We start from the raw sequence: 22,235 nt of genomic DNA, 5'->3' as shown, positions 1-22,235 counted from the left end.
CAAGAAAACTTATTTATCTATTATGCCTGAGGGATAGCCATTTCTTTCTAAAAAATAGCGATAGGTTTGCTTGTAGGCTTCCGAGTTGAAGGATAAACTAATTGCCTGCTCGAAGGCGTACATGGCGTCTAAGGGCAATCTTTTGTCTTCAAAAAAACGGGCTTCTGCCAGCTTGCTAAAAGCTGTATCTCTACTTCTATCTTTAAAAATTTGCTCTAATTCTTCAGTAATAAGTTTTGCCTTTTGTGTGTCTAATCTGCCCACCTTATAGATTTGTGATTTATAGCCTTTTGTTAGGTCATTGCCTTTACTATCTACTGGCACAACATGGATATACAATACAGGGTGATTGATAAATTTTTGGCTGGCAAGCTCTAATGATGCGTAGTTTTTTTTAGTGTTGATGTAATAAAGCATGTTTTCTTTTGCATCATTGATGAAAACATTATACTCAACAATGTCTTTTTTGGTAGGGAGTTGGTCAAGTACAAACCACCTGAAAAACAATCTATTACCGTATATTTTTTCTTCCTCTATGGGCAGTAACGCTATTACAGGAGAAACAGGTCGCCTTTCAGGATTCTTAATAAAAGTTTTTTCTTGGGAAAGTTCTTTGAGAGCATAATAAAAAAAATCGCTTTCCCAGCCTTTTAAAGCATTTAACTGCTTTGCTAAGTCTTGTCCTTGGTACACGCCTTTTTTGCTAAGTTCTAATACTTCTTTTTTGCCTGCATAGTACAGGGCGATATAACTACTATCGTGATGTAGTATAATATTCTGAGTGGATTTAACTTCACTGCCTATGGTCAGCGTTTGGTCATCTACAGTAATCTTGCCTTGAATTGCCAATACTTTAAAAATATAATTCTGCTGGGCTAAGGAATGAGTGAAGTAAAATAAAAGGATTAACTTATAGAGTAATACTTTGGCTATCATATTATTAGGTCTTAATTTGGTTTGCTTGCTGTAGTTGTCTTAATGGACATTTTACACAAATATAACATTTGTTCTTTAAAACTTAACATTATGAAAAGATACTTTAAGGAAAATCGAGTAAGAGAAATCTTACTTTCTTACCCCTAAAATCAAAGTTTTGTCATCAGGTTCGTGTTGGAGTTGGGGATTACCATTCTGTAGGAAGTTTTGCCAGAGTTGGTTCATCTCATTTTGGCTTTTTTGTTGTTTTTCTAAGCCTTTTAATGCTAAAATATTGGGATTAAAAAACTTAGGAAATGGTCGATTGGGGTCGTAGTAAATATTTTTTTCCTTATCGTATAGATTGCACTCAAAGGCAGCTTTCTCACAGCCATCAGAAAGCAGGCAAAAGGCTTGGATTTCTTCTTTAATTAACTTAATACCAATATTTTCTGCAAACTCTGAAGTGATAAAAATGGTTTGATTGGCTTCCTCACCTCTAAAAGGAGTCATTAAGCTGTGCCATTCTGCTTTGGTATTGAAATAGCCTGCCCTACCATCGCCGATGTGCGTAAGTAATAAGCCCAATGGACTGTAAACCAACACAATAAGTGTACAAGAAAGGCTCTCGAGAGTAATAGCGTTTTGTTGGGCAAAGATTTGTAAATCTTGTTTGACCAATAAAAGCTGCTCCGAAGCCAATTTTTTCCACTCTGTTTCATAAGGCAAAAAGTTTTTTTCTATCCACTCTTTTTGGTGAATTAAATTAGCAAAATGCTGAATCGCCAACTGTACACATTGCTCTGCTCCTTTATGAGAGTTTTCGCAAGAGCCTGCCCCGTCAGCCAAAGTAGCAATACCCCAACCTTTGCCTAAGTTTTTCACTAAGCAGGCATCTTGGCAAGGCAAGTTTTCTTTTGCGTGTAATCCACCTATGGCAGAAGCCCATACTACTATCCAGTCTATTTCTTCGCTCATTTACAGTTCCATTTGCGTCCAACCACTAACGGGTGGCATACTAATTTTTTCACCTTCTTTAGACTTGGTAATTACCCCGATGCTATTACTCAACCACTTAAAGAAAGCAGAGAACTGCAATCTGTCTAAGGGCATAGGGGGAGTGGCTGGGTGGCAGATTTGCGCTAATTTGGCATGGTTGTAATTTTGCACCCCGATAGCATAAAACAAGAATTTTTTGTTCTGTACCCCGTGATAAATTTCCATTGCCAAACCTTTTACGTCTTGGTCGTTGTCTGGTTCTCCGTCGGTCATCAGGATTATCATAGGACGATAGTAGTTCTGCCCTGTGGCTTTGTACCACTGCTTGCGGTCTTCTATCTGCTTGATAGCTAAGCGAACAGCATCTACTAACTTGGTAGAACCTCTTGTAGTAAGTTGGGGCATATCAAAAGTACTTACTAAAGCAGGAGGTTGAATCGCCCAAACTTCGCTCCCAAAAATAATGATGCTGACTTCTAAGCGATTAGATGCGGTGTAATCTTTAATGACCTCATACTGAAAATCTATCAAACCTTGATTCAGACTGGCAATAGGTGCGCCTTGCATAGAAGCAGAAACATCTAAAACTAAAACGCACAGGCATTTTTGCTCATAATTTTCTGGGGATTCGCCTCCAAATGGATTCATAGAAAAGATAGAAGTTAAGTAATGTATAAATACAAATATAAAATTGTATTTGTGTGATTCTAATTGTTTGAAAAGTAATTATTCATATAAGTACAAATTTACATTTATTTTTATTGAATTGCTTATGCCTACTTTTATTTTTTGCTAATCTACTTTAGTTATTGGTAGTCAATGGCTTAACTGATGACCTGTATTTTTCTGATTGACTGAAATTTGTCTTATTTGAAATTGTAAATGGCTCTTAAACAAAATAAATGCCTTATATTGTGAAAATATTGCATTTTAAGCGTATTTTTACTTCTCCAATTGATTTATTAAATGCTAATAAGCACATTATCAATTTTTTGTATTATCATTCATAACTTATAACTCATCACTAAAAAATATGGCTTTTGATATTGACATGATTAAGGCTGTCTATGCCAGAATGGGGGATAGGATAGCCCAAGCTAGGAAGGTCTTAGGCAGACCAATGACCTTGGCAGAGAAGATATTATACTCACATTTATACGATGCTATGCCTTCTACGCCTTTCACGAGGGGTGAGTCTTACGTGGACTTTGCGCCTGACCGAGTAGCCATGCAAGATGCAACAGCTCAAATGGCACTGCTGCAATTCATGCAAGCAGGAAAAGCAAAAGTAGCTGTACCCAGCACCGTTCACTGCGACCACTTGATTTTGGCGAAAGAAGGAGCAAAAAAAGATTTGGAAGTCGCTGTCAATACTAACAAGGAAGTATATGATTTTCTTGCCTCAGTATCAAATAAATACGGAATTGGCTTTTGGAGAGCGGGGGCGGGAATTATTCACCAAGTCGTCTTGGAAAACTATGCTTTCCCTGGTGGAATGATGATAGGTACGGACTCTCATACGCCTAATGCAGGTGGCTTAGGTATGGTAGCTATTGGCGTTGGTGGGGCTGATGCGGTGGACGTAATGGCGGGCATGGCTTGGGAGTTGAAATTCCCTAAACTAATAGGAGTACATTTGAAAGGCAAGTTGAGCGGTTGGGCTTCTGCTAAAGACGTAATCTTGAAAGTGGCTGGTATTCTGACGGTTTCTGGCGGTACTGATGCGATTGTAGAATACTTCGGACCTGGTGCAGATAACATCTCTGCCACAGGCAAAGGTACTATCTGCAATATGGGTGCAGAAATTGGGGCTACTACTTCGCTTTTTGGCTATGATGAAAAAATGCGAGAGTATTTGATTTCTACAAATCGTCCTGACGTTGCCGAGTTGGCAGAGCAATACAAAGAGCATTTGAGAGCTGACGACGATGTATATGCCAACCCAGCCAAGTATTTTGACCATCTCATAGAGATTGATTTAGATGAATTAGAGCCATATATCAACGGACCTTTTACGCCTGACCGCGCTTGGAAACTTTCTGAGTTTGCAGAGGCAGTAAAGAAAAATAACTTCCCTGCAAAACTCGAGGTAGGTTTGATAGGTTCTTGTACCAACTCCTCTTACGAAGACTTAACTCGTTCTGCTTCTTTGGCAAAACAGGCAATAGATAAAAAATTGAAAGCCAAAGCACAATTTACCATTACACCCGGCTCAGAAACAGTGCGTTACACTGCGGAAAGAGATGGCATTTTGGAAATTTTTGACAAAATGGGTGGAGTAGTATTAGCAAACGCTTGCGGTCCTTGCATAGGGCAATGGTCAAGACACATAGACGACCCTAATAGAGCCAATTCTATCATTACCTCTTTCAATAGAAACTTTGCTAAAAGAAATGACGGCTTGGCTGCAACCCATGCCTTTGTAGCTTCTCCTGAAATCGTAACTGCTTTTGCTATTGCAGGGGATTTGACTTTCAACCCAATGAAAGACAAATTAGTCAATGAAGATGGTGTGGAAGTGATGCTTGATGAGCCTACAGGTTTGCAGGCTCCTCCTAAAGGTTATGGCGTAGAAGACCCCGGCTACCAAGAACCCGCTAAAGACGGTAGCAAAGTGCAGGTAATTATAGACCCTAAGTCCGACCGCTTGCAACTCTTGGAGGAATTCAAACCTTGGGAAGGCACTGACTTGTTGGGTTTAAAGTTGCTCATTAAAGCCTTTGGTAAGTGTACCACTGACCATATTTCTATGGCGGGACCTTGGCTGAAGTATCGCGGACACTTAGATAATATTTCCAACAACATGCTCATAGGAGCTGTAAATGCCTTCAATAAAGCAACTAATAAGGTAAAAAATCAGCTCACAGGCGAGTATAACGAAGTGCCTTTCACCCAACGCGCTTATAAGGCGGCGGGTATTGGCTCAATCGTAGTGGGTGATGAAAACTACGGAGAGGGTTCATCAAGAGAACACGCTGCTATGGAGCCTCGCTTCTTGGGGGTGAGGGCAATTTTGGTAAAATCTTTTGCCCGTATCCATGAAACTAACTTGAAAAAACAAGGCATGTTAGCTTTGCGTTTTGTGGATAAAGCAGACTATGACAAAATCCAAGAAGACGATACCATAGACATCTTAGGTCTGACAGAGTTTGCACCTAACAAAAATCTGACGATTCGTCTTACTCATAAAGATGGAAGTGTGGAAACATTTGAAGTAAAACACACTTATAACGAAGCGCAGATTGAGTGGTTCAAAGCAGGTTCTGCTCTGAACTTGATTAAGATGAAAGAAAAAGGAAACTAAAAGTTTCACTGATAAAAAAAGAGGTTTCTCTACATAGGGAAACCTCTTTTAATTTTATGAGTTATATAATTAATTTTTCTTATTCAACTTTTCTATTTTCTTTTCTATCGCATCAGCTTTTGCGTTTTCTTTGATAGAATAGTACAAGTAAGAAAGATTTTCCCATAGACTTACTTCGGTAGCCAATGTATTTGCCGCCTTCTCGATATACGGGATAGCTTCTTTGAATTTTTTAGCATTTTTGAAAGCGTTGAATAAACCGTCCAAAAGTTCTACATTTAGCTCATCTTCTTTTACTGCTGCTTCGTAATAAGGTAGTGCTGCCTCTGGCTTACCCATTTTGTAGTAGACAGTGGCTAAATGTTGTAAAAACTCTGCATTTTTAGGCTCCGCCTTTACTGCACTTTCAATGTAAGGAAGGGCAGTGGCATAACTTTCAGTTCCATTCGCTGCACTCATCAATGCACCAATAGCATTAGGGTCAGTAGGCTTCATTTTTACGGCTTTCTCAAAATAAGGGAGAGATTGTTTGTAATAACTTTTCATTTCTTCCATCATTTTTCCTAAAGAGCCGTCTTTTTCCTTAGCTTTCTGTTCCTCTAAACTCAAGTTATTGATTTGCTTGCCGATAGAACCTCCTTTGTTATAATAGGCAGCTCCTAATTCATAAACTACATCAAAGTTTTCTGGGTCTAATTCCAGCGATTTTTTGTAGGCTTCAATTGCTTTATCTGTGTTATTTAGTTTTTGTTGGAAAAAGCCCATAACATAGTGCAGATAAGCATTTTTAGAATCTTTCTCGAGAGCCTGCTCCAAACTTGCTACTGCTTCAGAGATTTTATTGAGTTTTTGATAAAAATCCACTTGTAAAAGCATCAAATCTTTGTTTTGTGGATACAAAGCGGCTCCTTTTTTAGCAATCTCTAAGGCTTCTTCCGTATTTCCCTCTACTCTATTGGCAATATCAGCCAACATGTAGTAAGCCATGCTCTTATCCTTAAAGTTAGGAGAAGCAATGATACGATTACAGATTTCTTTGTATTTCTTATTATCTCTGTCTTTGATACCCATGCCTACCAAGAAAGCATTATTCAAGGCAGAGGAGTCTCTTGATATTATCAAGTCTGTTTTCTCAAAGTAGTGCATTGCCATAGGAGCATTTTCTGCATTATAAGCGTTCACCCCTCTATTAAAAAAAGTACCCCATATGACATTCAGTTGTGGTTGTATATACAAAACATCATACTTATTGTCTAAACTTTTTGCTTTGTCATATGAAGACATCATTTCTGCAAGTAAACTCTCAATTTCACTCATGTTAGTCGAGTCTGCCGCTAAGGTCAATCCTTGGTAGATTTGCCCTCTTGTAAGCCAAGTTTTAGGGTCTGCACTTACTTTTTGCGACTTGAGTGCATTTTCTATTTCGGTTTTTGCTGTATTAAAGTCATTTTTTTTCAATGCCTTTTCTGCGTTTTTGAATGCTTCTTTGGCTTGCTTAGTTACTTCTTTGTCCTCGTCTTGAGCGAAAATGGCTGTAGCAAAGAAACATATAAGAAGTGATAATAATAGTTTTTTCATACTTATAAACTTTTATTGGTGAACAACTTGATAAATGCGATAAAAATTACCTGCAAAATTAGTAGGTTCGTAGAAATTATTGCTTTAAAAGCATACTTTTTTAGAGTAAATCTACAACCACTCCGTAAGAATGTGATTTGTGTAGTTGGATAGATACTCCCATAGTTTTGTAGTCACTTAACAAAGCTTTTCTATTTGACAAAGAGGTATCTTCGCTATCTATGAGTAACTGCAATACGATTTTTAATCCTGAATAAGCATCTTCTCCATAGTAACAGCACTCTGCGGCGTACCCTTTCTCACAAGCTTTAACTCTTTCATGTCCTGTATATCCTGTTTTTCCAGATTCTACGGCATGGCATTGAGCGATTTCCCACATCTTCCGACTTGGTTTAATGACAGGTAATGGCTGGGTATTCCGAAGTTCATTGTACAGAGAGCGACTATTGGGATTGTCATTCGTAGGGGATTCTTGCATAAAGCGTTCTAAGAAAGTTTCAGCAAAAAGGCTGGGATTCATGCGTGCCAGATTGAGATAATAAAAAACGTTTTTCTCCTCTCTGCTCAGATAGTCTTCTTTTTCAGCAGTTTTGGCGACTTGGTACTTAGGGTCATTCCAAAGGCTTTCTTTTTGTTGTAAGTTATTTTTTACTTTCTCATCCACCCGCTGTTGGAGAGATTCCATATCCGTTTTTAATTTCTTAATCTCATCTTTCAAGACCTGATTTTCTGACTTCATAAAACTAACGCTGTTTTCTTGTTCAGAAACACTTTTTCTAAGTCTTTGATTTTCTGCGGATAGCTTCTGGTTTTTATCTGCTTCTTGTGCTAACTTTGCTTTGAGTGCCTTATAATCTTTGGTACTTACGCAAGCACTACAACTCCATGCAATTATTACGATAGCTATAAGTCTATTCATTGTTTATATTAACAGGTGAAGGGTTCAAAAATATAGAGTAAGTATATTTTAATTAGTTACAGTTTGTTTATCCTAATAAGGATTAGGATTTGAAACACGGTATTAGATTCAAAGTTTTTGGCAATATTATAACAATCTAAAAAATAATGCCAAAATTGTTAATAAAAAGATGTTAAATGAAAGAGAGGGAAAATTTATGATTTGTTAGGAGATTTTCTAAAATAAAGTTTTGCAAACGAAAACATTATTTATTTTTTCCTGTTTTAAAATATCAAAATATTTAGAATAAGTCTAAACTATTTCCGAAATTTGCATAATTTTTTGAAAATAAAAAGGAGAAGAATAATTGGTAATACGCAAAAATATTTGAATAACAATTGCTTACCAACTCATAATTCATAACTTATAATTCATCATTTTAATTAGTCATGTTAAGCATCAGAAATTTAGAAGTAGCCATAGGCGAGAAAAAAATATTGAACGGTATCAATCTGGAAGTCAAAGCAGGAGAAGTTCATGCGATTATGGGACCCAATGGCTCAGGCAAGAGTACCTTAGCCTCTGTATTGGCAGGACGCGAGGACTACGAAGTATTAGGTGGAGAGGTAGAACTTTTTGGTAAAAATCTGCTCGAGCTTTCGCCCGAAGAAAGAGCGGGAGAAGGTTTGTTTTTGGCTTTCCAATATCCTGTGGAAATTCCTGGGGTGAGCAATACCAACTTTTTGAAAGCGGCGGTCAATGCTATTCGCAAGTACAGAGGACAAGCCCCTCTCGATGCAGTGAATTTCTTGAAGCAAATGAAGGAAAAAATCAAATTAGTGAATATAGACCAAGCTTTGCTCAGTCGCTCCCTCAACGAAGGCTTCTCTGGTGGGGAGAAAAAGCGCAATGAAATTTTCCAAATGGCAATGCTCGAACCCAAGCTGGCGATTTTGGACGAAACCGACTCAGGTTTGGACATAGATGCCTTACGAATAGTCGCTAATGGGGTGAATACTTTGAGAAATAAAGACAATGCGACCATAGTAGTTACGCACTATCAGCGTTTGCTCGATTACATCGTTCCAGACTATGTTCACGTACTTTATAAAGGAAGAATAGTAAAATCAGGAGGCAAAGAACTTGCCTTAGAATTGGAAGAGAAGGGTTATGATTGGATAAAAGCGGAGAATGAGGTGTTGGCTTGACTATGCACGCAATAAAAATTGCCAATATACGCCAAGATAATACAGGCATACTCCAATAAAACTGCCTACAGAAACACTAAAATAATTAGCGACAAAATCAAATGCTGATACAACACCTAATTCTTTCTTAGGTGTTGTATTGGTTAGAAGTTGAATTTGACACTTGCTAAAAACTGACGAGGGCGAATATGGAAAGCACTTTGATAGAAATAAAAGTTGGTGAAAGAAGATGAAATATATTTGTTTTCGTTCAGCAAATTAGTACAAACTAATTCCAAGTCTATTTTTTTTGTAGAAAAAGTATATCTATAAAGCAAATCTGTATAGAGATTATGCCTTTTTTCTGATAAAAAGTCGTTGTAATAATGCTCAAAAATAAAGCCGATGTATTGGTTTGGGCTGGGATAAATGCTTATTTTTAGATTTTCAGTGAACATAAAAACACTTTGGCGACTCGAATTTGTCGTTCTATTTTGATTAAAATTTGTTTCAAGTTGATAATCTATACTGAGATTGTCAGTAAGACGTGTGCTAACTTTTAAATTTGGTTTTATATTTTGATTTATTGTTTTTAATAACACATTGTTTACAAGCTGATTGCCTTGTTGATAGCTAAGTTCTAAACCCAGTGTAAGTGTAGTTTTGAGGCTACGAAAATATTTGCTAATTTTTGAGTTTGAGCTATGGAAATTTAGCCTATTAGTTATGTCTTTAAAGGATAAAACCTGTGTACCATTAGCTTGGATTTCATTTTGAGGCAGAAATGGATTTTGTATCTTAGAAAAAAGATATGATGAATTAAAGAATATGGCTTCTACGGGGTCTGCATAATTGATATTGGTAGAAAAGGTATAGTTATTATTTTGTGCTACGGGGTAATTGGTGCGTTGTAGATTTCTGTAATTATTTAGCAAATACCCACTTAGAATTTGCTCTGTATTTTGAAAACTATTGTTATAGCCCAAACCTGCCCCAACTTTCCAAGAAGGATTTATCTCGTACCTCACACGAAAATTCGGATTGATAGTAATAGCATCATTACGTTGGTCTTGATTAAAAATTTTATCTGAAATTGTGATTGTATGATAAACTATCGGGAATTGCAGACTGACTAACCAAGCCTCTTTCTTATAACTAAGATGAGGCTGAAAATAAAGTTTTGCGCTGTTATTTTCTTGTCTATTTTCAAATATCCCTGTTTTAATCGTATCATTTACAGTGATTTGACTTTCTTTATTTAAGTGCTGAATACTAAAACCTATCTTGGAAGTGAGGGTAAAGCTTTTTAGCCCTCTAGTAAACTCTATGTAGTTGTTAGTTTGAAATATTTCTCTATTGATACTTTGCTTTGTTATTTGGTAGCCCTGCCCGCTATTTAGCACCTCAGCAAACTGTCCGGGTGTTACTGTGAGGCTTTGAGGGGACTGGTTGTAATTAAGGAAAGAATAAATAGTAAAAACTTGCTTGCCAATGGTTTTAACAAGTTTGAGTTGGTTGGTAAGCAAGTAATAAGGATTTGCTAAGTTTTGTTCTATATTTTCAAAATTGTTACCAATGTTCCCTTGTTGCCTATCCCAATTAATTTGGGTTTTAAAACTGTTTTTTAGATAGGTTTCCTTAGTATTTTTCTCAATAGTAAGATTTGTTTGTAGGTCGTTTGTGTAGGTTCGGTTACTTATTTTTTCATTTAGCAAAACATTTTCAGTGGTTAAAAAATATTCGGTCGTATTTTCTCCTTGCTGTCTTTGGTAATCGTTTAGATAAGATACATTTAGACGTATATCTATGTCTTTTTTGAGTCTGGTCAAAAAGTTAGCAGAAAGCATATTTACTCGATTATCTAAATATCGATTACTCGCAATATTCGGTAATCTTAGCGGAATAATGCTTAATAAATCCGTTTTTTGCGTAGGGTTGTCCAACTGCTCAAAAAGGTTCTCAATAGTAAGCGTTTTTATTTCCTGACTTACATCATGTCCGACATTGTTGGTCTGGTAAGAAAATATAAGCTGTCGTTTTTTATTAAAAACCATAGGCGTAGTATTAACTTCCCAAAGCAAGGGCGAAAGTCCTGCCCCTAACTTGGCTATGCCTGTGGTAGTGATGTCTTTTTTTAGTTTTATATTCAGTGAAGCCTTTTCCGTTTTTACCAAACTATCTAATAGCTTGATAGGCTGGTGATTTTCTAAGATTTGCACAGAAGCGACAGCGTTATGAGGAAGGTTATTATTGGCTAAATTGTATTTGCCTTCAAGCAAATCTAAGCCCTCTATGTAGTATTTTTGTATGGCATTGCCCTGATAAAATACAGTCCCATCTGCTTTTACCTCTATTCCCGGCATTTTTGCCAATACATCTGCAATACTACGGTCTGTAGGGTCAGCAAAAGCCTCTACATTGTAGCTGAGGGTATCGCCTCTTTTGCGGATAGGGCTGGCAACTACCGTTACTTCTTTGAGTTCTGTAACTTGGGGATTGAGTGTGAAGTTGATTTGCTGGGTTTTGTTCGCAATTTCTTCCGAAACAAAAGCATAATCTATTTTTTTGACATTAATTTTTAAAGTAGCTAATTCACTCACTATTTTGATGCTGTATTTGCCCTTTGCATCTGTGATTGCATAGTTTAGGATACGGAGCGTGGTGGTATCTGTAATGGTTACACTTGCTCCACTAATGGGCATACCATCTTTGTTATTTACTTCCCCTGAAATTATTACTTGCGAAAGTGCATTCAGAGGAAATAAAAACAAAAGAAAAAAGAAATAACGTTTATTCACTACTCAGTTCTATGCGGTTATTATTTTCTTTTTGTTGTTTTTTGAGTTTTTCCTTTAGTTTTTCCTTGTCTTGTCCTTGCATAATCACACCCTTACTTTCCATATCAGTTAGTAAGGTAGCTTGGTAATTATCAAATACTTGTAAATATTCTTTCCTTGTAATTTTTCTTGATTTTTTTAGGTAAGCTACTTTATAAATTCTTGGCACTTTCAGTTTCCTAAAAGACTCCATAGTATAGGCTATATGGTCTTTGTCATCAGCAATACTAACTATTAGCCCTGGCAAGCCCGAGAACTTATAGGGACCATCACTAAAGGGAATTTCGGTAGTGTACCACGCCGTATAGTTTCTGCCTCTGAAGGCTAAGGTAGCCTTGTTACACCTGTACCCTTTGATGGTCATGGTATCGCTTGATAGTTTCCAACTATTTATTAGCTTATCTTCATAGCTGTATTGGTCTAACCCTATTCTTTCATTTATCAATAAGGAAGTCCTTGTTTTTAGTATTTTATTATCAAAATAACCATAGGGCAAGGTAGTAATATATTGGATACTTGTTCGGTCTGCATTATTTATTACAGAATCAGTAACAAATTCATACTCACTGATAAAAATAGACACACTGTCATTGATATAAAGTAAATACTTTTCTAAAGTTCGTTTTGAGGCAGGATTCAAGGAATCGGGTTGCCAACTTACAACATACTTTATCTCGTAATCAAAAGAAATGGGCTGGCTAAAAGTCAAAGAAGTACAAAAAATGAATAAAACAAATAGTAGTTTTTTCATGTTAGATTTTGGGTTATTCGATTTAGTGAAGTAGGATTGAGAGAAACCAATCCTACTAAATAAAATTAAAAAATTGTGTTATTATTAACCTCTGCCACGACAGTTGAGTCTTTCCAAAGCCATTATTAAACCAGCTATCTCACCTGGCTGTAGAGTTGGATCACAAACAGTTACTACAACACCACATGATAAAGTAACGTTAAAACATCTTTTGGGCTTACTTTTTTCAGCTTTAGGTGTTTCTGCTGTTTTATTAGATTTGGCTAATAAATCTATTTTTGAATTTTCTACATTTGTACCAGCAAATGAGAAATTGGCTATTAAGACAAGGCAAATTACGACTAAAAAAGATTTAATTTTCATTGATTTAAGACTTTTTCATTTTTAAGATTGAAAATTCTAAACTACAAATTTAACTTAGCTAAGTACCAAAGTACCCTACAATACTATGTAAGTAATTTTATACAAACAAACTTTTTAACAATAAAATTATGAATTATGAATTATGAATTATGATATTGATTATTAAATATTTGTGTTTTTTATGTTTAGATGAGTTTTCATATTTTGTAAATGTATGTTATTTGATTTTTTGCCTTGTTTTTATGCCAACTTTACCTATAGGCAAAGTGATACTAAAATCAAAAACATACCTCTTACCCACCAATACACAAAGTTAGTAAAAGAAAAAGTAGAAGAAAACACAGAAGTTTGTGAGAAATTAGAATAAATGAGCGAAATTTGCGACTAAGTTGACCACTTAGACTACCGCCAAATGCCAAAACAAATGTATAATAATTTGGTTCTTTAGCTTGAAGGAACACAAAGACAAGTACATCAATAAAAAGATGGCGGTTTTTATAAAGATAATTGAATTATTGTTAATTGAAAAACATGGATTTCAAAGAAAATATACTTTCTCATTTTGAGGCACTGAAGAGCGAAGGCAAGGTTTCTACGGCGATTGATGAAATCAAAACTTCTGCCATACATCAATTTACTCATTTAGATGTGCCTACTACTAAGCACGAAGAATGGAAATACACCAATCTAAAAAACTTGGTCAATAAAACCTATCAGTTCCCACAGTCAAGTATCTCAGATACAAGCAAATATATTCCTTTTATCAATCAGTACGATGAAAAGGAAGCCAATATATTGGTTTTTGTTAATGGGGTGTATGTCCAAGCTCTTTCTCATATTATTTCTCCTGAAAGTGAGCTGAAGATCAGTAATTTGGCGACTGTTTATAGAGAAAAATCAGGAGAAACAAGTGTAGAGCAACATTTTGCTAAGTACGCTTCTTTTGAAAAGGAAGTTTTTGTGGCACTCAATACCGCACTTTCACAGGACGGTGTTTTTATCCAAGTTCCCAATAACAAAGAGGTGAATGTTCCTATTATTTTGCACTTTATTGCCGATGCCAATGCTGACGATGTGATTTGCCACCCGCGCAATCTCATCGTTGTAGGTAAAAATAGCAGTGCCACAGTGATAGAACACTTCAGCAGTACGCTTACACCTTTCTCAACCTTAACCAATGCAGTAACAGAGGTTTATGTAGCTCAGAATGCTTACTGCGAACACTATAAAATCCAAACAGAGGAAAGCAATGCTTCTCATATAGGGGCTACGTATGCTTACGTAGAAAGAGATGGGAGATTCAACAATACTACGGTTACGCTGACAGGGAAAATAGTCCGCAATAATTTGAATATCAAGATAAATGGCGAAAACTGTGAAGCGTATATGAATGGCTTATATGCTGTTACAGGAAATACTCATGTGGACAATCATACGGCTGTCGACCACGCCATGCCCCATTCGCAGAGCAATCAGCTATACAAAGGCTTGTTAGATGAAAAATCTTCAGGAGTTTTTAATGGAAAAATCTTTGTTAGGCAGGACGCACAGCAAACCAACGCTTACCAATCCAATAAAAATATTCTCCTTGCGCCTACTGCCAATGTGGATACCAAGCCCCAATTAGAAATTTGGGCAAATGATGTCAAATGTTCTCATGGCTGTACAGTAGGGGCTTTGGACGAGGAGCCTTTGTTCTATTTGCGTTCAAGAGGCATTTCCCACGAACAGGCAAGGGCAATGCTTATTTTTGCCTTTGCTGATGATATTTTAGAAAGAATTAAATACCAGCCTGTACGAGAGTTTACGGAAAAAATCATTGCAGATAGGTTTGGCATGGAACTGATATAAAATAGCATAAAAGGAAATTAGACTATGGCGTTGCAGGTAAAAAGCCTGCAACGATATTTTTTTTAGCAAGATTTGTTACTTTATCAAAACAACCCAACTAAAAAATGTCCAACATCGTCATTATCAAGTATAATGCAGGCAATACTCAATCTGTTGCTTATGCTTTAGAAAGATTAGGAGTTACCCCACTTATAACAGATATTCCAGAGGAAATTATCAAAGCAGACAAAGTCATTTTCCCCGGTGTGGGGGAGGCAAGTACAGCTATGAACTACCTCAAAGAGAGAAGACTCGACGAGGTAATAAAAAATCTAAAGCAACCTGTACTGGGTATTTGTGTTGGAATGCAATTATTATGCAAATACTCTGAGGAGAATGATACTCCGTGCATGGGTATTTTTGATTTGGAAGTAAAGCGTTTCGTTCCCCAAGGTCAAGCTAATCATCTCAAAGTTCCACAAATAGGCTGGAATCAACTCCATGAGATGCAAGGTGTACTTTTTAGAGGTTTACCCTCAGAAAGCTATGTTTATTTTGTTCATAGTTATTATGCAGAACTAAGCCCTTATACTATCGCCAAAGCCAACTACATACACGATTTTAGTGCTGCACTGCACAAAGATAATTTTTATGCTTTACAATTCCATACAGAGAAAAGTGGACAGGTAGGGGCTAAAATTTTAGAGAATTTTCTCTCGCAATGATAGCTAATAGCCTAATTCTTTCAAAATTTGGGCAACTTCTTTCTCTGAAAGCTGAGTGAGTTTGGCTAAAACAGGGATAGGAAGCCCATTTTCATACCCATTTTTTATAACGTCTCTTTTTTCTTCTATTTTCCCTTCTGCTTTCCCTTCTGCAAAACTTGTGTCTAAGGAGTTTTTCAAATCTCTGTAATACTTCAAACTGTCATTGTAAGCACTGCGCTCCTCGGGGGTAAACTTTGCTATTTCTGCCAACTTGAATGTCTTTTCAAATACTTTTTCTTGTAACTTGGCAGGTCTTTGGGTGAGTTTATGAAGATTTTTAAGCAAATAAAGCCACTTATCTTCCATGCTTATCAACTCTTCTTCCTTTTTATTAAAATTGGGCATTTGTAAATACAAAAAAGTTAGTTTCTCATAAAAAACAGTTTTTTTCTCGGTTTCCATGAGTTTAACCATTACTTTTACATCTTTGGCATGTTCGTCTTCAAAGCAAAAATCTAAGATGGCTACTGTATAAACAGCTTTGAGTTCGTAATCCCAATCGCCTTGTTGCCCTTGCTCTTGGATAGGGAAAGTAGAGTAAAATAGACTTCTGTCTTTAAAGAAAGTTTGTTTTGCTTTTTGCAACTCTACTATGAATTTTTCGCCTCGGTTGTTCTCGCAATATAAGTCATAAATCACTTTTCTGTCTAAGTCGCCTGCTCCTAAGTGTTCTGTTTTTTTGTAGGTAAGCGTTGCTATTTTCTGGTCGGGTAAAATTTCATTCAAAAAGCTAATTAAGAGGTCTTTACTCATTTCAGAGCCAAATAGTTTTTTGAATCCAAAGTCAGTAAATGGATTGACGTAACGCTCTTGAGTGAGCGCAAATTCTTGCACCAGAGAAGTATTTTTATTTGCTTTTCCTTTCTTTTTCATCAATCAAAAATACTTCATTTTGCATAAAATTACAAATACAGTTTTCACTTTATTAGTAAAAAATAGTATTATCTGCATTTTACCAAGTAACTTTGTAGTAGCCTAATAATAGGTTTTACTAAACCCAGTATCCTTTATCTATTTATGAAATTTTTTTACATTCTTGCTTGCTTATTGTTAATTTCATGCAATCAAAGTGAGATAGATACACAAGGCTTTGATTTGCTAACATGGAAAAGTGATAAAAAAGGTTGCGAAGGCAAACGCGCCAATCTATTAGCCGATTTTGAGCAGAAAGTCAAACCAAAATTGGAAGGATTGCGCGAAATACAGGTGGCTAATTTGCTTGGGAAAGCAGATTTTGCTATCTTAGCAGAACGCAACCAAAAGTTTTATCGCTATTATATAGAAGAAGGCGAACAATGTGGAAAAAATAAAAAAGCGCGCTACGTTCAGATTCGTTTTAGTGCTTTAAACATTGTCAATGAAGTAACAGTTGTTTATTATTAGAATATATTGCCAACCTGAATTTAGCTTACTCTGACTGATTTATTTATTACTTAAATTGCTGATTATCATGGAAAAAGTTACAAGGAAAAACTTTTTAAAACAGTTTGCAGTATTTGCAGCGGGCATCACCGCCGCACCAGAGATTTTTGCTACGCCTACGGGCTTTGCCAGCAACCAACGCCCTGAATTACTCGACGTTACCAATCGCCCCATTTGGCTGAATGCCAATGAGAATCCTTACGGTATCCCTCCCAAAGCACAAAAAGCAATTACAGAGGCAATGATGAATGGCAACCGCTATGGCTTTAGCACAGGGGAAAGAGATAAGCTAAAACAAAAATTAGCCGAGATAGAAGGTTTGAGCAAGGAGCATATTTTGCTGACTGCAGGCTCCAGCGAAGTTTTGGGGATTTTGGGGTGCTATTATGGTCAAGACAAAGGCAACATGATTTTTGCTTTCCCAACCTTTTGGCTTTTAGGAGAATATGCTAAAAACTTGGGCGTAGAAATCGTAAATGTCCCCCTTACCAAAGACAAAAAACACGACCTCAATGCCATGCTCGGCAAAATCAATCGCAAGACGAAATTAGTACAAGTTTGCAACCCTAACAATCCTACAGGAACGATAGTTAGTGCAGAGGAAATCAAAAATTTTTGCATAGAAGCAAGTAAAAAAACGGCGGTATTCATAGACGAGGCATACATAGATTTTCTTCCTGACCGTCCTACCATGGCGAGCTTAGTAGCTTCTAATCAAAATATTATCATTGGACGCACCTTCTCCAAAGTCTATGGCATGGCAGGTTTGCGCTTTGGCTATGCAATCGCACACCCGCAGACTATCAAGAAATTAGATGATATGCAACAAGGTGGAAGTATTACGACTAGCATGACTACCATAGCCGCTGCTACTGCCGCCTTAGACGACCAAGAGTTTATCAAGACGGTATTGGAGAAAAACAAAGCAGCAAGAGAGTTTACTGCCTCCCAATTAGAAGCCTTAAACATTCCTTATATCCCGTCGCATACCAATTTCTTATATTTTTCTTTGGCAAAGTATCCTTCTGATTTTGTGAAAGATATGGCAAAAAATAACGTCATGGTCAGAATGTTTGCAGAAAACGAAGAGAAGTGGGGAAGGGTAAGCATAGGTACAATGGAAGAGATGCAAGTCTTTGCAGAAGTGCTAAAAAAGGTTTGGCAGTCATAATATTAGGACTTCTTAACCTCTTGTTATTAAGACAGATAGAGGTATCTTATAAAAAAGCTAAACAGCCCGCGTAGATACTACGGGGGCTGTCCCATCTCTACATTTACGAGCCGCTGTACTCTCCTAAATGCTTCTACCTAAAAACTTTATATTATTATGCTGATACAAAGGTCAGCATATTTTGCCAATTATAAAAACTGTTTTAGTCAATAATGCTACATAAGTAACTTAGAAAAAATCAAAATAGAGAAATTGTAATTTTTTAATTTGATAAATAGCGGTTTTTATCTAATAAAATATTGTTTATCATATTTTTATACTTATATAAGTGTTTTTCATCTTTTTACAATTTTAAGAAAACTTAGGCTTAGATACCATAAAATATCCTTTCAAAATTAACTAATTGTTTTTTTTTCTTTACAAAAAGTGATTTTACTTACATTAATCATACATTTTAGGTAAAGAGAATATACATTTTTATAAAAGCGAAAAGCCTATTCCACAAGCAATACCAATTAAAATAATGATAGGAGGGGCTAATTTGGTAAACATAAGAGCAGAGAAAGTAAGTACAACAATAGCAATATTAGTCAGATTGGGAGTAATATTTTCCGAAATAGTAAATATAGCGGCGATGACCATGCCTGCACTTACCGCATTAATTCCTTCTAAGGAGGCTCTGACAGGACGATAAAGTTTAAGTTGCTCCCAAAACTTAAGAACGAAAAATAAAATAAAAGCTCCCGGCAAATAAATTCCAGCAGAAGCCACAAAGCTGCCTATCAAGATGCCCCAAGTTCCAAAATTTCGCATGGAAAGCCCTCCTATGTAGCCGCTAAATGCAAATACAGGACCGGGTACAGCTTGGGCTAAGGCGTAGCCTGATAAGAACTCATCAGAACTCAAATATTTTTTAAATTCCACAAACTCATTGTAGAGAGCGGGAACGAGTACCTGCCCTCCACCAAAAATCAAACTGCCATTTCTGTAAAAATTTTCAAATAGACGTATTGGCAAAGAAATCGCTTCGGAGTTTGGCATGGACTTGGTAATCAGACCTAAAGAAGCAACAATGATAAAAACGCCTCCATAGACGATGAAATATCGCCAACTTATGACAAACTTTTTCTTTTCCATCTTCTCTTGTTTTTCATATTTTAGGGCAGTTACCATACCACCAATAACCACTACTACTGGGAAAGCCCATGGACTACGCAAGAAATAGGTGGCTAAGGCAGAGAAAATAAGAAGGGCAAACCCTGTTTTGGTATTTACTAACTTTTGAGTAATTTTGATTGCTCCATATCCAACGAAACCTACTGCCATAGGCTGAACAAATTGAGCAATCTGCAAGGTTTTGCTCATTTCAGGTAGGTTTTTGAGTTGGGTAATGAATAGGGCAATGACAGTCATAATGGTAAAAGCAGGGAACATCCAGATGAGCAAAGTAAGCATGGCTAACTTGAAACCACCTCTTTTATAAGCAATCGCAAGCAGGGTTTGAGTAGAAGAAGGACCGGGAAGCATTTGACAAAGTGCTATGAGTTCGGTTAGTTCTTCCTCATTTAGATACTTTCTTTTATTGACTAAATATTCAAAAAAAAGAACAAGATGTGCCTGAGGACCTCCAAAAGCACTAATAGTTATCAAGAAAACATCTTTTAAAAAAGTTTTATCAGAATAGCTCACGAAAAATTTTTGGGAAAACAAGTTGAGTACAAAAAATAATAGTTGCCAACTACACAGAGCCATTGTTTTTGCAAATTAGTAAATAGTTTTACATATTATTCAAAAATCATTAAATTATAGTAGCAATCTTAGTACAATGGATTCCTTAAAACAACTTTTGATAAGACAAAATTACTTGTAATAATTTTTTGTATCATTGTGGCTAAAGTTTTGTCTTGGATTCCAAGATATACACAGAAAAATGCAGCAAAATGTTTTTTAAGAAAAAGAAACTACCTTATTTCCAACAGTTAGACCAAATGGACTGCGGTCCTACTTGCCTGAAAATGGTTGCTCAGTATTTTGGAAAGACCTTTCCTATACAATACTTGCGGGATAATTGTTACATTGACCGTCAGGGGGTTTCTATTCGTGGACTAAGCGATGCGGCAGAAAAAATAGGTATGAGGACAATGGCAGTCAAAGCGTCTTATGAATTGCTTAGAGATGAAGCACCACTACCTTGCATTGCGTATTGGCAACAAAAACACTTTGTTGTAATTTATGACATTATCAAAGGAAAAGGAAATAAATCTGACCAAGTTATCGTAGGCGACCCAGCTACAAGTTTGATTAATTATACTGATAAAGAGTTTGTCAAATTTTGGCTCAAAGGACTGCAAACTGATGAGCAAGAAGGTTTTGTTTTGCTCTTAGAACCTACCCCTGATTTTTACAAGGAAGATATACAAACTGTTGAAAATAAGGCTAATTATAAGTTCTTTTTCAAATATTTAATTCCTTTTCGCCGTTACATCATTCAGTTGTTTATTGGTTTATTTACAGGTAGTATTCTTACTTTGATTATTCCCTTCTTGACGCAGGCATTGGTCGACTTTGGGATAAATCATCAAGACTTGGGCTTTGTTTATACTATCTTGATAGCTCAGTTAATGCTTTTTGTGGGCAAAACTTCCTTAGAGATTTTGCGGAGTTGGATTCTCATGCACGTTACTTCGAGAGTAAATATTTACATTGTGTCTGATTTTTTGATGAAACTCATGAAGTTACCTATTTCATTTTTCGATGCACGCAACATGGGGGACATTCTTCAGCGCATTCGTGACCATGAAAAGATAAAAAACTTCCTGACCTCTTCCTCTTTGGACATTGCTTTTTCTCTTTTTAATCTTATTATTTTTGCGGCTATCTTGCTGTTTTACAGTGCTACTATCTTTGTAGTTTTTCTTGTTTCCAGTATCATTTACGTCATCTGGATTCTCAATTTCTTGGAAAAGCGTAAAAACCTCAACTACAAGCGTTTTAACCAACTTTCTTCCAACCAAAGCAATGAAGTTCAACTCATTACAGGTATGCAAGAAATCAAACTCAACAATTCTGAAAAGCAGAAGCGTTGGGAATGGGAAAAAATACAAATTCAGCTATTTAAAATAGATACACAAGGACTAAAACTACGTCATTATCAGAACGTTGGGGCTGCATTTATCAATGAGTTAAAAAATATCATTATTTCATTTATTGCCGCCAGAGAGGTCATTTATGGCTCTATGACTTTGGGTATGATGATGTCTGTAACCTTTATTTTAGGACAGTTAAATAGTGTATTGGCACTTTTTATCAACTTTGCAGATGAAGCCCAAGATGCCAAAATTAGCTTAGAACGCTCAGGGGAAATCCACAACAAAGAAGAAGAGGCAGAAGGAGATTTGAGTGGTACGGCTTTTATACTTCCAGAAAATAAGGATATTGTATTTAAAAATTTGCATTTTCGCTATGGCAATCCGCACTCTGATTATATCCTGAACAAAATAGATTTGACCATTCCTTATGGCAAGACTACAGCGATTGTAGGGGCAAGCGGAAGCGGAAAAACGACCTTGCTTAAAATGCTTTTGAAGTTTTACCAACCAGAAATAGGGGAGATTCGCTTGGGTAGTATGCCCTTAGACCAAATCAATACGCATCTTTGGCGAAGTAAGTGCGGGGTAGTGATGCAAGATGGTTTTATTTTTTCAGATACTGTAGCTCGCAATATTGCTTTTTCTGATGAAAATATAGACAAAACTAAGCTATTTTTTGCTGCGGAAATAGCTAATATCAAAGGCTTCATAGAAAGTTTACCTTTGAATTACAACACCAAAATAGGCAACGAGGGTTTAGGGTTAAGCCAAGGGCAAAAGCAAAGAATTCTCATTGCCAGAGCAGTGTATAAAAACCCTGACTTTATTTTCTTAGATGAAGCAACAAGTGCCTTAGATGCCAATAACGAGAAGGAAATTACTGAAAAATTGGACAGGTATTGCGAAGGAAGAACGGTAGTGGTTATTGCTCACCGCCTCAGTACGGTGCGAAATGCCCACCAAATCGTAGTGCTAAACAAAGGTGAAATCGCTGAGATAGGCACACATGAAGAACTTACTTATAAAAGAGGACTATATTACCAATTGGTAAAGAATCAGTTGGAATTGGGAAGTTAAAATTTGCTTACCACAAGGACACAAAATGACACAAGTTTTACAATTTC

General features: G+C 36.4%; 18 protein-coding genes. 8 read left to right on the top strand and 10 right to left on the bottom strand.

Annotated elements, in window-relative coordinates; all coding sequences use genetic code 11:
- Window positions 1-9: 9 nt before the first annotated feature.
- From BM141_RS04070 to BM141_RS04060, 3 genes are all read right to left on the bottom strand, one after another.
- A complete protein-coding gene (locus BM141_RS04070; RefSeq protein WP_091540479.1) occupies window positions 10-936 on the bottom strand; it encodes a hypothetical protein in 927 nt (308 codons plus the stop codon).
- Window positions 937-1,065: 129 nt separating this feature from the next.
- Window positions 1,066-1,893 (bottom strand): PP2C family serine/threonine-protein phosphatase, encoded by an 828-nt coding sequence (locus BM141_RS04065; protein ID WP_091540476.1) that lies wholly within the window; start codon window positions 1,891-1,893, stop codon window positions 1,066-1,068.
- On the bottom strand, window positions 1,894-2,562 hold the full coding sequence (locus BM141_RS04060; RefSeq protein WP_091540473.1) for a vWA domain-containing protein: 669 nt from the start codon (window positions 2,560-2,562) through the stop codon (window positions 1,894-1,896).
- Between the two features lie 385 nt (window positions 2,563-2,947).
- Between BM141_RS04060 and BM141_RS04055 the strand changes: the two genes are divergently transcribed.
- Window positions 2,948-5,218 (top strand): aconitate hydratase, encoded by a 2,271-nt coding sequence (locus tag BM141_RS04055; protein ID WP_091540470.1) that lies wholly within the window; start codon window positions 2,948-2,950, stop codon window positions 5,216-5,218.
- Between the two features lie 69 nt (window positions 5,219-5,287).
- Here BM141_RS04055 and BM141_RS04050 read toward each other — a convergent pair whose 3' ends face one another.
- Together BM141_RS04050 and BM141_RS04045 are read right to left on the bottom strand one after the other, a co-directional pair.
- On the bottom strand, window positions 5,288-6,796 hold the full coding sequence (locus tag BM141_RS04050; RefSeq protein WP_091540468.1) for a tetratricopeptide repeat protein: 1,509 nt from the start codon (window positions 6,794-6,796) through the stop codon (window positions 5,288-5,290).
- 100 nt (window positions 6,797-6,896) lie between these two features.
- Window positions 6,897-7,715, bottom strand: a complete 819-nt coding sequence (locus BM141_RS04045; protein ID WP_091540465.1) for a hypothetical protein — start codon at window positions 7,713-7,715, stop codon at window positions 6,897-6,899.
- A 428-nt stretch (window positions 7,716-8,143) separates the two neighbouring features.
- On the opposite strand from BM141_RS04045, the gene sufC reads away from it, so the two are divergent.
- Window positions 8,144-8,902, top strand: coding sequence for a Fe-S cluster assembly ATPase SufC (sufC, locus tag BM141_RS04040; protein WP_091540463.1), 759 nt, complete (start codon window positions 8,144-8,146; stop codon window positions 8,900-8,902).
- A 143-nt stretch (window positions 8,903-9,045) separates the two neighbouring features.
- Here sufC and BM141_RS04035 read toward each other — a convergent pair whose 3' ends face one another.
- The 3 genes from BM141_RS04035 to BM141_RS04025 all read right to left on the bottom strand — a co-directional run bounded on the left by BM141_RS04035 (window position 9,046) and on the right by BM141_RS04025 (window position 12,832).
- A complete protein-coding gene (locus BM141_RS04035; RefSeq protein WP_143090792.1) occupies window positions 9,046-11,679 on the bottom strand; it encodes a carboxypeptidase-like regulatory domain-containing protein in 2,634 nt (877 codons plus the stop codon).
- Window positions 11,672-12,469: a GLPGLI family protein gene (locus BM141_RS04030; RefSeq protein ID WP_091540455.1), complete on the bottom strand. Its 798-nt coding sequence runs from the start codon at window positions 12,467-12,469 to the stop codon at window positions 11,672-11,674. Before BM141_RS04030 ends, BM141_RS04035 begins: the two co-directional genes overlap by 8 nt.
- A gap of 84 nt (window positions 12,470-12,553) precedes the next feature.
- The gene (locus BM141_RS04025) at window positions 12,554-12,832 is read right to left on the bottom strand and encodes a hypothetical protein (protein WP_091540451.1); all 279 of its coding nucleotides are present in this window, start codon (window positions 12,830-12,832) and stop codon (window positions 12,554-12,556) included.
- A 214-nt stretch (window positions 12,833-13,046) separates the two neighbouring features.
- Here BM141_RS04025 and BM141_RS22770 point away from each other — a divergent pair, with 214 nt between their 5' ends.
- The 3 genes from BM141_RS22770 (at window position 13,047) to hisH (ending at window position 15,387) form a co-directional block, all read left to right on the top strand.
- On the top strand, window positions 13,047-13,199 hold the full coding sequence (locus BM141_RS22770; protein ID WP_177217255.1) for a hypothetical protein: 153 nt from the start codon (window positions 13,047-13,049) through the stop codon (window positions 13,197-13,199).
- A 164-nt stretch (window positions 13,200-13,363) separates the two neighbouring features.
- Window positions 13,364-14,683 carry a Fe-S cluster assembly protein SufD gene (gene sufD / locus BM141_RS04020; RefSeq protein ID WP_091540448.1) on the top strand — a complete coding sequence of 440 codons (1,320 nt, stop codon included), beginning with the start codon at window positions 13,364-13,366 and terminating at the stop codon, window positions 14,681-14,683.
- A gap of 104 nt (window positions 14,684-14,787) precedes the next feature.
- Entirely contained in the window at window positions 14,788-15,387 is a 600-nt protein-coding gene (hisH, locus tag BM141_RS04015) for an imidazole glycerol phosphate synthase subunit HisH (protein WP_091540446.1), read from the top strand.
- A 3-nt stretch (window positions 15,388-15,390) separates the two neighbouring features.
- On the opposite strand, the gene BM141_RS04010 is transcribed toward hisH, so the two are convergent.
- The gene (locus tag BM141_RS04010) at window positions 15,391-16,302 is read right to left on the bottom strand and encodes an Rpn family recombination-promoting nuclease/putative transposase (RefSeq protein ID WP_091540444.1); all 912 of its coding nucleotides are present in this window, start codon (window positions 16,300-16,302) and stop codon (window positions 15,391-15,393) included.
- A 144-nt stretch (window positions 16,303-16,446) separates the two neighbouring features.
- Here BM141_RS04010 and BM141_RS04005 point away from each other — a divergent pair, with 144 nt between their 5' ends.
- Window positions 16,447-16,812 carry a hypothetical protein gene (locus BM141_RS04005; protein ID WP_091540441.1) on the top strand — a complete coding sequence of 122 codons (366 nt, stop codon included), beginning with the start codon at window positions 16,447-16,449 and terminating at the stop codon, window positions 16,810-16,812.
- Window positions 16,813-16,879: 67 nt separating this feature from the next.
- Complete coding sequence (locus BM141_RS04000) at window positions 16,880-18,022, top strand: pyridoxal phosphate-dependent aminotransferase (RefSeq protein WP_091540438.1); 1,143 nt, start codon at window positions 16,880-16,882, stop codon at window positions 18,020-18,022.
- Window positions 18,023-18,499: 477 nt separating this feature from the next.
- Here the strand turns inward: BM141_RS04000 and chrA are convergent, their stop codons facing one another.
- Window positions 18,500-19,774: a chromate efflux transporter gene (gene chrA / locus BM141_RS03995; protein ID WP_091540435.1), complete on the bottom strand. Its 1,275-nt coding sequence runs from the start codon at window positions 19,772-19,774 to the stop codon at window positions 18,500-18,502.
- A gap of 188 nt (window positions 19,775-19,962) precedes the next feature.
- Here chrA and BM141_RS03990 point away from each other — a divergent pair, with 188 nt between their 5' ends.
- Window positions 19,963-22,188, top strand: a complete 2,226-nt coding sequence (locus tag BM141_RS03990) for a peptidase domain-containing ABC transporter (RefSeq protein ID WP_091540431.1) — start codon at window positions 19,963-19,965, stop codon at window positions 22,186-22,188.
- The last annotated feature ends 47 nt before the right edge of the window (window positions 22,189-22,235 follow it).

Source organism: Thermoflexibacter ruber, from assembly GCF_900113045.1.
Taxonomy (GTDB): Bacteria; Bacteroidota; Bacteroidia; order Cytophagales; family Thermoflexibacteraceae; genus Thermoflexibacter; species Thermoflexibacter ruber.
This window is presented reverse-complemented; position numbering and strand designations above follow the sequence as displayed.

Bases quoted from the DNA above. Each gene is read 5' to 3' on its own strand.
- BM141_RS04070 (WP_091540479.1), bottom strand. From the start codon at position 936: ATGATAGCCAAAGTATTACTCTATAAGTTAATCCTTTTATTTTACTTC.
- BM141_RS04065 (WP_091540476.1), bottom strand. From the start codon at position 1,893: ATGAGCGAAGAAATAGACTGGATAGTAGTATGGGCTTCTGCCATAGGT.
- BM141_RS04060 (WP_091540473.1), bottom strand. From the start codon at position 2,562: ATGAATCCATTTGGAGGCGAATCCCCAGAAAATTATGAGCAAAAATGC.
- BM141_RS04055 (WP_091540470.1), top strand. From the start codon at position 2,948: ATGGCTTTTGATATTGACATGATTAAGGCTGTCTATGCCAGAATGGGG.
- BM141_RS04050 (WP_091540468.1), bottom strand. From the start codon at position 6,796: ATGAAAAAACTATTATTATCACTTCTTATATGTTTCTTTGCTACAGCC.
- BM141_RS04045 (WP_091540465.1), bottom strand. From the start codon at position 7,715: ATGAATAGACTTATAGCTATCGTAATAATTGCATGGAGTTGTAGTGCT.
- sufC (WP_091540463.1), top strand. From the start codon at position 8,144: ATGTTAAGCATCAGAAATTTAGAAGTAGCCATAGGCGAGAAAAAAATA.
- BM141_RS04030 (WP_091540455.1), bottom strand. From the start codon at position 12,469: ATGAAAAAACTACTATTTGTTTTATTCATTTTTTGTACTTCTTTGACT.
- BM141_RS04025 (WP_091540451.1), bottom strand. From the start codon at position 12,832: ATGAAAATTAAATCTTTTTTAGTCGTAATTTGCCTTGTCTTAATAGCC.
- BM141_RS22770 (WP_177217255.1), top strand. From the start codon at position 13,047: ATGTTATTTGATTTTTTGCCTTGTTTTTATGCCAACTTTACCTATAGG.
- sufD (WP_091540448.1), top strand. From the start codon at position 13,364: ATGGATTTCAAAGAAAATATACTTTCTCATTTTGAGGCACTGAAGAGC.
- hisH (WP_091540446.1), top strand. From the start codon at position 14,788: ATGTCCAACATCGTCATTATCAAGTATAATGCAGGCAATACTCAATCT.
- BM141_RS04010 (WP_091540444.1), bottom strand. From the start codon at position 16,302: ATGAAAAAGAAAGGAAAAGCAAATAAAAATACTTCTCTGGTGCAAGAA.
- BM141_RS04005 (WP_091540441.1), top strand. From the start codon at position 16,447: ATGAAATTTTTTTACATTCTTGCTTGCTTATTGTTAATTTCATGCAAT.
- BM141_RS04000 (WP_091540438.1), top strand. From the start codon at position 16,880: ATGGAAAAAGTTACAAGGAAAAACTTTTTAAAACAGTTTGCAGTATTT.
- chrA (WP_091540435.1), bottom strand. From the start codon at position 19,774: ATGGCTCTGTGTAGTTGGCAACTATTATTTTTTGTACTCAACTTGTTT.
- BM141_RS03990 (WP_091540431.1), top strand. From the start codon at position 19,963: ATGTTTTTTAAGAAAAAGAAACTACCTTATTTCCAACAGTTAGACCAA.